Annotated in this window: 8 protein-coding genes; 7 read left to right on the top strand and 1 reads right to left on the bottom strand. The window is 59.8% G+C overall.

What is annotated here, in order from left to right; genetic code table 11:
- The first annotated feature begins 223 nt into the window (after window positions 1-223).
- The 7 genes from B3397_RS05785 to brnQ all read left to right on the top strand — a co-directional run bounded on the left by B3397_RS05785 (window position 224) and on the right by brnQ (window position 11,828).
- A complete protein-coding gene (locus tag B3397_RS05785) occupies window positions 224-3,055 on the top strand; it encodes a 2-oxoglutarate dehydrogenase E1 component (protein ID WP_296248098.1) in 2,832 nt (943 codons plus the stop codon).
- Window positions 3,056-3,097: 42 nt separating this feature from the next.
- Window positions 3,098-4,327, top strand: a complete 1,230-nt coding sequence (gene odhB / locus B3397_RS05780) for a 2-oxoglutarate dehydrogenase complex dihydrolipoyllysine-residue succinyltransferase (protein WP_296248096.1) — start codon at window positions 3,098-3,100, stop codon at window positions 4,325-4,327.
- Window positions 4,328-4,429: 102 nt separating this feature from the next.
- A complete protein-coding gene (gene lpdA / locus B3397_RS05775; RefSeq protein WP_296248094.1) occupies window positions 4,430-5,863 on the top strand; it encodes a dihydrolipoyl dehydrogenase in 1,434 nt (477 codons plus the stop codon).
- A gap of 178 nt (window positions 5,864-6,041) precedes the next feature.
- Window positions 6,042-7,208: an ADP-forming succinate--CoA ligase subunit beta gene (sucC, locus tag B3397_RS05770; RefSeq protein WP_049859858.1), complete on the top strand. Its 1,167-nt coding sequence runs from the start codon at window positions 6,042-6,044 to the stop codon at window positions 7,206-7,208.
- A complete protein-coding gene (gene sucD / locus B3397_RS05765) occupies window positions 7,208-8,089 on the top strand; it encodes a succinate--CoA ligase subunit alpha (protein WP_296248090.1) in 882 nt (293 codons plus the stop codon). Before sucC ends, sucD begins: the two co-directional genes overlap by 1 nt.
- Window positions 8,090-8,586: 497 nt before the next feature.
- Window positions 8,587-10,239 (top strand): malate dehydrogenase (quinone), encoded by a 1,653-nt coding sequence (gene mqo, locus B3397_RS05760; RefSeq protein ID WP_296248088.1) that lies wholly within the window; start codon window positions 8,587-8,589, stop codon window positions 10,237-10,239.
- 275 nt (window positions 10,240-10,514) lie between these two features.
- Window positions 10,515-11,828, top strand: a complete 1,314-nt coding sequence (gene brnQ, locus B3397_RS05755) for a branched-chain amino acid transport system II carrier protein (protein WP_296248086.1) — start codon at window positions 10,515-10,517, stop codon at window positions 11,826-11,828.
- Window positions 11,829-11,919: 91 nt separating this feature from the next.
- Here brnQ and B3397_RS05750 read toward each other — a convergent pair whose 3' ends face one another.
- Window positions 11,920-12,246 carry an Arc family DNA-binding protein gene (locus tag B3397_RS05750; protein ID WP_043190613.1) on the bottom strand — a complete coding sequence of 109 codons (327 nt, stop codon included), beginning with the start codon at window positions 12,244-12,246 and terminating at the stop codon, window positions 11,920-11,922.
- Window positions 12,247-12,566 lie beyond the last annotated feature (320 nt).

Below are 12,566 nucleotides of genomic sequence, written 5' to 3'. Positions count from 1 at the left end.
TGCGCGGCGGGGTCATGACACCCCGCCGTGCAATGAAATTGAGCGTAGCTCTGTAAGGCTTCGCTTTTACTTTTGAAGAAATAAGACCAGCAGGGGCTCCGGGCTGGTACCCGGACTACCAGCGTACTACCCAGGTGGCTTGATAGGTCGCTGCACATGGACCGCGTCAAACCCGCCCAAGGTGTCTGCGCAGGTGGCGTCCCCTAACCGAGGGTGACCAAGCATGCAAGAAAGCGTGATGCAGCGCATGTGGAACAGCGCCCACCTATCCGGTGGTAACGCTGCCTATGTGGAAGAGCTCTACGAGCTTTACCTGCACGACCCTAACGCTGTGCCAGAAGAATGGCGCACCTACTTTCAGAAGTTGCCTGCCGAAGGCAGCACTGCTACCGACGTTGCGCACTCCACCATTCGCGATCATTTCGTCCTGCTGGCTAAAAACCAGCGCCGCGCTCAACCGGTTTCCGCCGGGAGCGTGAGCAGCGAGCACGAGAAGAAGCAAGTGGAAGTGCTGCGATTGATTCAGGCCTACCGGATGCGCGGCCACCAGGCAGCCCAACTGGACCCGTTGGGGCTGTGGCAACGGCCTGCTCCGGCAGACCTGTCAATCAACCATTACGGCATGACCAATGCCGATCTGGATACGACCTTCCGTGCCGGCGACCTGTTCATCGGCAAGGAGGAGGCGAGCCTACGTGAAATCCTCGAGGCTTTGCAGCAGACATATTGCCGCACCATCGGCTCCGAGTTCACCCACATCACCGATTCCGAGCAGCGCAGCTGGTTCCAGCAGCGGCTGGAAAGCGTGCGTGGCCGTCCGTCGTTCTCCGCGGAAAGCCGCAGCCATGTGCTCGAGCGCGTCACCGCTGCCGAAGGCCTGGAGAAGTATCTGGGCACCAAATACCCAGGCACCAAGCGCTTCGGTCTGGAAGGTGGCGAGAGCCTGATTCCGATGCTCGACGAGATGATCCAGCGGTCCGGCTCGTACGGTACCAAGGAAATCGTCATCGGCATGGCCCACCGTGGCCGTTTGAACGTGCTGGTCAACACCTTCGGCAAGAACCCGCGCGAATTGTTCGACGAGTTCGAAGGCAAGAAGAAGGTCGAGCTGGGCTCCGGCGACGTGAAGTATCACCAGGGCTTCTCGTCCAACGTGATGACCACCGGTGGCGAAGTTCACCTGGCCATGGCGTTCAACCCATCCCACCTGGAGATCGTTTCTCCGGTGGTCGAAGGTTCGGTTCGTGCCCGTCAGGATCGCCGCAACGACGCGGCCGGCGACAAGGTGCTGCCGATCTCCATCCACGGTGACGCTGCATTCGCAGGTCAGGGCGTGGTCATGGAAACCTTCCAGATGTCCCAGACCCGCGGTTTCAAGACCGGCGGCACGGTGCACATCGTCATCAACAACCAGGTGGGTTTCACCATCAGCAACCCGTACGACGCGCGCTCCACCGAGTACGCGACCGACGTGGCGAAGATGATTCAGGCGCCGATCCTGCACGTCAACGGTGATGATCCGGAGGCCGTGGTGTTCGTCACCCAGCTGGCCATCGACTATCGCATGCAGTTCAAGCGTGACATCGTCATCGACCTGGTCTGCTACCGCCGCCGTGGCCACAACGAGGCCGACGAGCCAAGTGGCACCCAGCCGTTGATGTACCAGCAGATCGCCAAGCAACGCACCACCCGCGAGCTGTACGCCGAAAGCCTGATCAAGGCCGGTGCACTGGACGAAGGCAGCGTGCAGTCGCAGATCGACGAATACCGCAACGCTCTGGACAACGGCCTGCACGTGGTGAAAAGCCTGGTCAAGGAGCCGAACAAGGAATTGTTCGTCGACTGGCGTCCGTATCTGGGCCATGCCTGGACCGCTCGTCACGACACGCGCTTCGATCTCAAGACCTTGCAGGAACTGTCCGCCAAGCTGCTGGAAATTCCGGAAGGCTTCGTGGTTCAGCGTCAGGTCTCGAAGATCTACGAGGACCGCCAGAAGATGCAGGCCGGTGGCTTGCCGATCAACTGGGGCTACGCCGAAACCATGGCGTACGCGACGCTGGCGTTCGAAGGTCATCCAATCCGCATGACCGGCCAGGACATCGGCCGAGGCACCTTCTCGCACCGTCACGCGGTGTTGCACAACCAGAAGGACGCCGCGACTTATATCCCGCTGCAGAACCTGTACAACGGCCAGCCACGCTTTGACCTGTACGACTCGTTCCTGTCGGAAGAGGCCGTGTTGGCATTCGAATACGGCTATTCCACCACCTCGCCCAACGCGCTGGTGATCTGGGAAGCCCAGTTCGGCGACTTCGCCAACGGCGCTCAGGTTGTGGTCGACCAGTTCATCACCAGCGGCGAGCACAAGTGGGGCCGTCTGTGCGGTCTGACCATGCTGCTGCCACACGGTTATGAAGGGCAGGGGCCAGAGCACTCTTCGGCACGTCTGGAGCGCTACCTGCAACTGTGCGCCGAGCACAACATTCAGGTGTGCGTGCCAACGACCCCAGCGCAGATCTACCATCTGTTGCGTCGTCAGGTGATCCGTCCGTTGCGCAAGCCGTTGATCGTGCTCACGCCCAAGTCGCTGCTGCGCCACAAGCTGGCCGTCTCGACTCTGGAAGATCTGGCCGAAGGTTCGTTCCAGACCGTCATTCCGGAAATCGACACTCTCGATGCCGCCAAGGTGACGCGTCTGGTGCTGTGCAGCGGCAAGGTCTATTACGACCTGCTGGAAAAGCGCCGCGCCGAAGGCCGCGAAGATATTGCCATCGTGCGTATCGAGCAGCTGTACCCGTTCCCTGAAGATGACCTGATGGAAGCGATCGCGCCCTACACCAATCTGGAACATGTGGCCTGGTGTCAGGAAGAGCCCATGAACCAGGGCGCCTGGTACAGCAGCCAGCACCACTTGCGCCGCAGCATGGGCAATCACAAGAAGACTCTGGTCCTCGAGTATGCCGGCCGTGACGCATCCGCTGCACCCGCTTGCGGTTACGCTTCGATGCACGCCGAGCAGCAAGCAAAACTGCTGCAAGATGCCTTCACCGTTTAATGCCAACGCGCACTTGAAACCGAATTTAAGGAATTACTGATAATGGCTATCGAGATCAAAGCCCCTACCTTCCCGGAATCGGTCGCCGACGGCACCGTTGCCACCTGGCACAAACAGCCAGGCGACGCGGTCAAGCGCGACGACCTGATCGTCGACATCGAGACCGACAAAGTGGTTCTGGAAGTACTGGCCACCGCTGATGGCGTGCTGGGTGCGATCGTCAAGAACGAAGGCGACACCGTTCTGTCCGACGAAGTGCTGGGCTCCATCGAAGCAGGCGGCGCCGGCGCCGCTGCACCTGCCGCTGCTGCCGCTGCCCCCGCAGAGGCTCCGGCCGCCGCACCTGCCGCTGCACCGGCCGCCTCGGACGAAGACGCCATCGGCGCTCCGGCTGCACGCAAGCTGGCCGAAGAAAACGGCATCAATCTGAACAGCGTCAAGGGCACCGGCAAAGACGGTCGCGTGACCAAGGAAGACGTGGTTGCCGCCATCGAGGCCAAGAAATCGGCGCCTGCTGCCAAGCCTGCCGCACCTGCTGCTGCCGCACCTGTAGTCACCGCACCGGGCGACCGTACCGAGAAGCGCGTACCGATGACCCGCCTGCGTGCCAAGGTTGCCGAGCGTCTGGTCGAAGCCCAGTCGAACATGGCCATGCTGACCACGTTCAACGAAGTCGACATGACCGAAGTCATGGCCTTGCGCTCCAAGTACAAGGACCTGTTCGAGAAGTCGCACAACGGCGTCCGCCTGGGCTTCATGTCGTTCTTCGTCAAGGCTGCCACCGAAGCGCTGAAGCGCTTCCCGGCAGTCAACGCTTCGATCGACGGTTCGGACATCGTCTACCACGGCTACGCCGACGTCGGTGTCGCGGTTTCCAGCGATCGCGGCCTGGTGGTTCCAGTCCTGCGCAACGCCGAATCCATGAGCCTGGCTGAAATCGAGGGCGGCATCGCCACCTTCGGCAAGAAGGCTCGTGACGGTAAACTGTCCATGGACGAAATGACCGGGGGTACCTTCACGATCACCAACGGTGGTACCTTCGGTTCGATGATGTCGACGCCGATCGTCAACCCGCCGCAAGCGGCCATCCTGGGCATGCACAACATTCTGCAGCGCCCGATGGCGGTCAATGGTCAGGTGGTCATCCGGCCGATGATGTACCTGGCACTGTCCTACGACCACCGCTTGATCGACGGCAAAGAAGCCGTGACTTTCCTGGTGACCATCAAGAACCTGCTGGAAGATCCGGCGCGTCTGCTGCTGGACATCTGATAAGGCAGCCGCAGGCGCCAGAGCACAGACATCGAGCCCACGCAGCTTGATCCTGTATCTGCCGCCTGCGGCTTCAAGCATGCCGCTAAAAGGAATCGTTTTATGACTCAGAAATTCGACGTGGTAGTGATTGGCGCGGGCCCTGGTGGCTACGTCGCTGCCATCAAGGCCGCACAACTGGGCCTCAAGACTGCCTGCATCGAGAAGTACCAGGACGGCGAGGGCAAGTTGGCCCTGGGCGGTACCTGCCTGAACGTCGGTTGCATTCCCTCCAAGGCGCTGCTCGACAGCTCCTGGAAATTCCACGAAGCGCAGGACGGTTTTGCCATCCACGGTATCAACCATGCCGGCGTGACCATGGACGTTCCAGCGATGGTCGGCCGCAAGGCCAACATCGTCAAGAACCTGACCTCCGGCGTTTCGACCCTGTTCAAGGCCAACGGCGTGACCGTACTGCAAGGCCATGGCAAGCTGCTGGCTGGCAAGAAAGTCGAAGTCACCGGTCCGAACGGCGTTGAAATCGTCGAAGCCGACAACGTGATCCTGGCTTCCGGCTCGCGCCCGATCGACATTCCGCCGGCTCCGGTCGACCAGAAAGTCATCGTCGACTCCACCGGCGCGCTGGAATTCCAGCAAGTGCCCAAGCGTCTCGGCGTCATCGGCGCCGGTGTGATCGGCCTGGAACTGGGTTCGGTATGGTCGCGCCTGGGCGCGGAAGTCACCGTACTCGAAGCCCTCGACACCTTCCTGATGGCAGCGGACACCGCTGTGTCCAAGGAAGCGCTGAAAACCCTGACCAAGCAGGGCCTGGACATCAAGCTGGGCGCTCGCGTCACCGGTTCCGAAGTGCAGGGTGACGAAGTCGTGGTCAAGTACACCGACGCCAACGGCGAGCAGTCGATCACCTTCGACAAGCTGATCGTTGCCGTGGGCCGTCGCCCTGTGACCACCGACCTGCTGGCTTCGGACAGCGGCGTGGACATCGACGAGCGCGGCTTCATCTTCGTCGACGACTACTGTGCCACCAGCGTTCCGGGCGTCTACGCCATCGGTGATGTGGTGCGCGGCATGATGCTGGCCCACAAGGCTTCGGAAGAGGGCATCATGGTGGTCGAGCGCATCAAGGGCCACAAGGCCGTGATGAACTACGACCTGATCCCGTCGGTCATCTACACTCACCCGGAAATCGCATGGGTCGGCAAGACCGAGCAGTCGCTGAAGGCCGAAGGCGTTGAAGTCAACGTCGGTACCTTCCCGTTCGCTGCCAGCGGCCGCGCCATGGCTGCCAACGATACCGGCGGTTTCGTCAAGGTCATCGCCGACGCCAAGACCGACCGTGTACTGGGTGTGCACGTAATCGGCCCTAGCGCCGCAGAACTGGTTCAGCAGGGCGCTATCGCCATGGAATTCGGTACCAGTGCCGAAGACCTGGGCATGATGGTCTTCTCGCACCCGACGCTGTCGGAAGCCCTGCACGAAGCGGCATTGGCCGTGAATGGCGGCGCCATTCACATCGCCAACCGCAAGAAGCGTTAAACAATAAGAAACCACGGCGGCCTGCCCGTCGTGAGTCTTGCGTGCAAGGCTCACCGCGGAACGTCCGTCGGACTCACCTCGCCGGTCAACCGGCGAGTAGCAGTCACAGGTGGCGCGGCACTTCAACCTTGAAGCGCAGCGCCGAAAAGCGCAGTACCTAACGAAGACGGTAATAAGCATGAATCTTCACGAGTATCAGGGTAAGCAGCTGTTCGCTGAATACGGCCTGCCAGTATCCAAAGGTTACGCGGTAGACACCCCCGAAGAAGCCGCAGAAGCGTGCGACAAGATCGGTGGCAGCGAGTGGGTCGTCAAGGCCCAGGTCCACGCCGGTGGCCGCGGTAAAGCTGGTGGTGTAAAGCTGGTTCGCAGCAAGGAAGACGCCAAGGCTTTCGCTCAGCAATGGCTGGGCAAGCGTCTGGTGACTTACCAGACTGACGCCAACGGTCAGCCTGTCACCAAGATCCTGGTCGAGTCCTGCACCGATATCGCCAAAGAGCTGTATCTGGGCGCCGTAGTGGACCGCTCCAGCCGTCGCATCGTGTTCATGGCCTCCACCGAAGGTGGCGTGGACATCGAGAAGATCGCTCACGACACTCCCGAGAAGATCCTCAAGTCCACCATCGATCCGTTGGTCGGCGCACAGCCGTTCCAAGGCCGCGAGCTGGCTTTCCAGCTGGGTCTGGAAGGCAAGCAGGTTGCTCAGTTCGCCAAGATCTTCGTGGGTCTGGCAAAGCTGTTCCAGGACCACGACCTGGCCCTGCTGGAAGTCAACCCGCTGGTGATCAAGGCCGACGGCGACCTGCACTGCCTGGACGCCAAGATCAACATCGACGCCAACGCCATGTACCGTCAGCCAAAGCTGAAGGGCTTCCACGACCCATCGCAAGATGACCCACGTGAAGCACACGCTGCCAAGTTCGAACTGAACTACGTAGCGCTGGAAGGCAACATCGGTTGCATGGTCAACGGTGCTGGCCTGGCCATGGGTACCATGGACATCGTCAACCTGCATGGCGGCAAGCCAGCCAACTTCCTCGACGTAGGCGGCGGTGCTACCAAAGAACGCGTGACCGAAGCCTTCAAGATCATTCTGTCCGACACCAACGTCGCGGCCGTACTGGTCAACATCTTCGGCGGCATCGTTCGTTGCGACATGATTGCCGAAGGCATCATTGGCGCAGTGAAGGAAGTCGGCGTGAAAATCCCGGTGGTTGTACGCCTTGAAGGTAACAACGCTGAACTGGGCGCTAAAGTACTGGCGGAAAGCGGTCTGAACATCATCGCTGCCACCAGCCTGACCGACGCTGCTCAACAAGTTGTCAAAGCTGCGGAGGGCAAGTAATGAGCGTCCTGATCAATAAAGACACCAAGGTCATCTGCCAGGGCTTCACCGGCTCGCAGGGTACTTTCCACTCCGAACAAGCCATCGCCTACGGCACCAAGATGGTTGGCGGCGTGACCCCAGGCAAGGGTGGTACCACTCACCTGAACCTGCCTGTGTTCAACACCGTGAAAGAAGCTGTAGAAACCACCGGCGCTACCGCTTCGGTCATCTACGTACCTGCTCCTTTCTGCAAGGATTCCATCCTTGAAGCAGCGTTCGGCGGCATCAAGCTGATCGTCTGCATCACCGAAGGCATCCCGACCATCGACATGCTGGAAGCCAAGGTCAAGTGCGACGAGCTGGGTGTTACCCTGATCGGCCCTAACTGCCCAGGCGTGATCACTCCAGGCGAATGCAAGATCGGCATCATGCCAGGTCACATTCACTTGCCAGGCAAAGTCGGTATCGTGTCGCGTTCCGGCACCCTGACCTATGAAGCCGTCAAGCAGACCACTGACGCCGGTTTCGGTCAGTCGACCTGCGTCGGCATCGGTGGTGACCCGATCCCGGGTTCCAACTTCATCGATATCCTGAAGCTGTTCCAGGAAGATCCGAAGACTGAGGCGATCGTCATGATCGGCGAAATCGGCGGTTCGGCTGAAGAAGAGGCTGCGGCCTACATCAAGGCTCACGTGACCAAGCCGGTTGTGTCCTACATCGCTGGTGTGACTGCTCCTCCGGGCAAGCGCATGGGCCACGCAGGTGCAATCATCTCCGGCGGCAAAGGCACTGCAGACGAGAAGTTTGCGGCCCTGCAGGACGCTGGCGTGAAAACCGTGCGTTCGCTGGCAGACATCGGCAAGGCCCTGGCCGAGCTGACTGGCTGGGCAGTCAAGTAAGCACAGCTTGCCTGAACGCTGCAGTTGCAAAAGCCACCTTCGGGTGGCTTTTGTTTGTCCGCGATTTGATCGCGACAGCGTTATTCGTCGATTGTTGCATCCCGCGCCTGCCTTTATGTGACTTTGGGATGGTTGCAATAGCGACCCTCATGTACTATGTCGACCCGCCAGATTGTCGCAGTCGGCTGAATCGGTTCTCCGGTTCAACACGACGCTGCTGGTGTGTTGTATCGAGCGAGTTGAGTCTTGCAGTAGGGGCGCCTCGGGCGACCCGAAGATTCAGTGTCACTCAAGTAGCTGAAGACAATATTCAACAAGAAGTCAGCCGCAGGAGAGACATGAAAGTGAGGTCGAGTTCGTGCTACCGGCCTTGTATGTCCACCCGCCCGTTCTCCTGAAAGTCCGACACGCTGGCGTGCCTTGCTGCATCCCGTGAGCCAGGGACATTCAAGAACAGGGACGACGGGCGGATGGCGTTCTATCCTAGGAAATTCTGAATGTTGAAGAAAGCGAACACGGCTCTGCTGGGTCTGGCTCTGTCCATCGGGATGGCGTCGGCACAAGCAGCCGAAGCGAAAAAAGTCGATGTGCTGCTGGTTGGCGGCGGTGTCATGAGCGCCACTCTGGGCGTCCTGCTCAACGAGCTGGAGCCGAGCTGGTCCATGGAAATGGTCGAGCGTCTGGACGCTGTTGCCGAAGAAAGCTCCAACGGCTGGAACAACGCCGGTACCGGTCACTCCGCCCTGGCCGAGTTGAACTACACCCCGGAAGACAAGGACGGCAAGGTCCAGATCGCCAAGGCGATCGAGATCAACGAAGCGTTCCAGATCTCCCGCCAGTTCTGGGCTCACCAGGTGACTGCCGGCGTTCTGAAGAACCCACGCTCGTTCATCAACTCCACTCCACACATGAGCTTCGTGTGGGGCGACAACAACATCCAGTTCCTCAAGAAGCGCTATGAAGCGCTGAAGGCGAGCCCGTTGTTCGCTGGCATGCAGTTCTCCGAAGATCACGAGCAGATCAAGAAGTGGGTCCCGCTGATGATGGAGGGCCGCGACCCCAATCAGAAGCTGGCCGTCACCTGGAGCCCGCTGGGTACCGACATGAACTTCGGCGAGATCACTCGCCAGTACGTTGGCCACCTCAAAGGCCAGAAAGGCTTCGACCTGCAGTTGTCCAGCGAAGTGCAAGACATCTCGCGTAACGACGACGGCACCTGGCGTGTCACCTACAAGAACCTGAAAGACGGCACCAAGACCGAAACCGACGCCAAGTTCGTGTTCATCGGCGCAGGCGGTGCGGCCCTGCACCTGCTGCAAGACTCCGGTATTCCTGAAGCCAAGGAATACGGTGGCTTCCCGGTAGGTGGTTCGTTCCTGGTGACCGAGAACCCGAGCGTCGCCATGCAGCACATGGCCAAGGCCTACGGTATCGCATCCACCGGTGCACCGCCCATGTCCGTACCGCACCTGGACACCCGTGTCCTGGACGGCAAGCGCGTGGTTCTGTTTGGCCCATTCGCCACCTTCTCGACCAAGTTCCTGAAGAACGGCTCGTACCTGGACCTGCTGACCAGCACCAACCTGCACAACGTCTGGCCGATGACCAAGGTCGGTATCGAACAGTACCCACTGATCGAGTACCTCGCAGGCCAGGTCATGCTGTCTGATGATGACCGCTACGAAGCGCTGAAGCAGTACTTCCCCAACGCCAAGAAAGAAGACTGGCGCCTGTGGCAAGCCGGTCAGCGCGTGCAGATCATCAAGCGTGATGAAGAGAAGGGCGGCGTGCTGAAGCTGGGTACCGAAATCGTTGTGTCCAAGGACAGCAGCATTGCTGGTCTGCTGGGTGCATCGCCTGGTGCCTCGACTGCTGCTCCGATCATGATCAACGTGCTGGAAAAGGCGTTCAAAGACAAGGTCGCAACCCCGGAGTGGCAGGCCAAGCTGCGTCAGATCGTGCCAAGCTATGGCACTGCGCTGAACAACTCGCCTGAAGCTGTGCAGAAAGAGTGGAACTACACCGCCAAGATTCTGCAACTGGCAGTGGCACCACCGGTTATCGATCAGGCAGCCGCCGCTGCCAACCCGATCGAAGGCCAAGCCGCGCCGAAAGCTGAAAGCAACCCAGCGGCCGACATGGCGCTGTGATCCCGGGCTCTGCCACGCAGAGCTTCCCAGGATAAAGCTGTAACGTTTCCGCTGAGAATTGCACCGATGCGACACCCAGGTGCACTCAGCGGACACTTCGCACTGCAACAGTGCGAAATTTGCACAATTTCGCTACTCTACCCGCCATTTTGCCAGCGCGCCCACAAGGCCAGCGTCACGCAGACACGGTTGCGCCCCCATCCGGCTCACCGTCTTTCCCTCACCCATGGGGAAAACCTCTCTCAATTCCGATCTATTGATGTGGTTCTCTTCCAATGAAAGTGCTTAAAGGCCAGGACATCCTGGCGCTTGGTTTCATGACATTCGCTCTGTTCGTGGGCGCTGGCAATATCATCTTTCCTCCCTTCGTGGGACTGCAAGCCGGGCCCCACGTATGGATGGCCGCGCTGGGCTTCCTGATCACCGCTGTAGGCTTGCCCGTGGTGACAGTCGTTGCGCTGGCCAAGGTGGGTGGTTCGATGGATGCGCTGAGCAGCCCGATCGGCAAGATCGCCGGTGGCTTGCTGGCCGCGGTGTGCTATCTGGCCGTGGGGCCGCTGTTCGCAACCCCTCGCACGGCGACGGTTTCTTTCGAAGTAGGCCTGGCACCGCTGACCGGCGAGAGCCCGTTGGCACTGTTCATCTACAGCGCTGTGTATTTCCTGTTGGTGTTTTTCATTTCGCTGTACCCCGGCCGTTTGCTCGACACCGTGGGCCGATTCCTGGCGCCGCTGAAAATCATCGCATTGGCGGTACTGGGTATCGCCGCCTTCGCGTTGCCTGTTGGCCCGAGCGGTGATGCAGTTCCAGAATACGTAGCCGCACCGTTCTCTCAGGGTTTCATCAACGGTTATCTGACCATGGACACCTTGGGGGCGCTGGTCTTCGGCATCGTCATCGTCAATGCCATTCGCTCGCGGGGCGTTGAATCGCCGCGACTGATCACACGCTATGCGATCATCGCTGGCCTCATCGCCGGCGTAGGCCTGGCGCTGGTCTACGTCAGCCTGTTCCGCCTCGGCTCGGGCAGCCACGCGGTCGCTGCGGGGGCGTCCAACGGCGCAGCGGTGCTGCATGCATACGTACAGCACACTTTCGGTGGATTGGGCAGCGGCTTCCTGGCTGTACTGATATCCCTGGCGTGCCTGGTGACTGCCGTTGGCTTGACCTGTGCGTGCGCCGAATACTTCAGCAAGGTTCTGCCTCTGTCCTACAAGACACTGGTAGTGCTGCTGGCGTTGTTTTCGCTGTTGGTATCAAACCTGGGGCTGACCAAACTGATCGCATTCTCGATTCCGGTGCTGGTCGCTATCTACCCGCCTTGCATCGTGTTGGTAGCCCTGAGCTTCTGTGCAGGGTTCTGGTATTCCCAGGGCCGTATTCTGGCGCCGGTCATGCTGGTGTCACTGCTGTTCGGATTGTTGGATGCACTCAAGGGCGCCGGCTTGGCCGAGTGGTTGCCTGCGCAGTTCGCCCATCTGCCGCTGAGTGAGCAAGGGCTGGCCTGGCTTGTGCCGTCGGTGGCCGTGCTTGCGGTTGCCGTAGTGGTCGACAGAGTGATGGGCACCCGTGGCGAGGCCATCGCGTGATCACGCGCTGATCGTCAAAGGGGGAGGGCGGTACATAGCCGTCAGCCACAAAAAAGCCAGCTTGATAGCTGGCTTTTTTGTGGCTGACGGTTCATGAAGCTTCGGCGGCAGCCTCTACGTCGTGAGCGATCAGCGAGACCAACGCATTCTGTTGGCGGTGCGACAACTGGCGGAAACGCTGGAGCAGCTCGCGCTCATGCAGTGACAGTTCAGGACTGTCCATCTTCATGCTCAACTCTTCACCCAAGGCACCTTCCTGGATCAGGCTCTGTTCCAGGCGTGCGATGATTTCGGAGTTCATGCTTCGGTGATGGTTGCGGGCCACCTCAGCAATCTGCTCACGCATCCCGTCGGGAAGACGTACTACAAATTTGTCAGCCGTGCGGCTGGAGTAAACAGCCTGTTTCAATGGGCGCATATAGTTGACCGATAAGTTCAGGGGGAGCGGTTCTCGAAGTAGGCCGCGGGATGTCCGTTAGGACACGCCAATCAGCAGTTTGTTCCTGGCTTGCTGAGAGCGGCGGCAATGATGCCTGAATACGACATATCATTGACGTCAATTCTGTGACAAATAGTGATCCCAATAATTGCGATTAGCCAGTACTCAATAGCAGAAATGTGCGCTGGTTGGTAAAAATCGTTCGCAATCACACGGGCTTGCCAGTGACTTCGAGAGGTGCTCTAACCCGTTTTGTGCACACTGCGCACAGCAACGTGCGAGCTACCCTGAATGTGAGC

The organism is Pseudomonas sp. UBA4194 (assembly GCF_002379585.1).
GTDB lineage: Bacteria > Pseudomonadota > Gammaproteobacteria > Pseudomonadales > Pseudomonadaceae > Aquipseudomonas.
The sequence above is the reverse complement of the archived record's forward strand: the minus strand, read 5'-3'. Positions and strand labels throughout refer to the sequence as shown.

What these genes read in the sequence shown, in the direction of transcription:
- B3397_RS05785 (WP_296248098.1), top strand. Translation starts at nt 224, where the DNA reads ATGCAAGAAAGCGTGATGCAGCGCATGTGGAACAGCGCCCACCTATCC.
- odhB (WP_296248096.1), top strand. Translation starts at nt 3,098, where the DNA reads ATGGCTATCGAGATCAAAGCCCCTACCTTCCCGGAATCGGTCGCCGAC.
- lpdA (WP_296248094.1), top strand. Translation starts at nt 4,430, where the DNA reads ATGACTCAGAAATTCGACGTGGTAGTGATTGGCGCGGGCCCTGGTGGC.
- sucC (WP_049859858.1), top strand. Translation starts at nt 6,042, where the DNA reads ATGAATCTTCACGAGTATCAGGGTAAGCAGCTGTTCGCTGAATACGGC.
- sucD (WP_296248090.1), top strand. Translation starts at nt 7,208, where the DNA reads ATGAGCGTCCTGATCAATAAAGACACCAAGGTCATCTGCCAGGGCTTC.
- mqo (WP_296248088.1), top strand. Translation starts at nt 8,587, where the DNA reads ATGTTGAAGAAAGCGAACACGGCTCTGCTGGGTCTGGCTCTGTCCATC.
- brnQ (WP_296248086.1), top strand. Translation starts at nt 10,515, where the DNA reads ATGAAAGTGCTTAAAGGCCAGGACATCCTGGCGCTTGGTTTCATGACA.
- B3397_RS05750 (WP_043190613.1), bottom strand. Translation starts at nt 12,246, where the DNA reads ATGCGCCCATTGAAACAGGCTGTTTACTCCAGCCGCACGGCTGACAAA.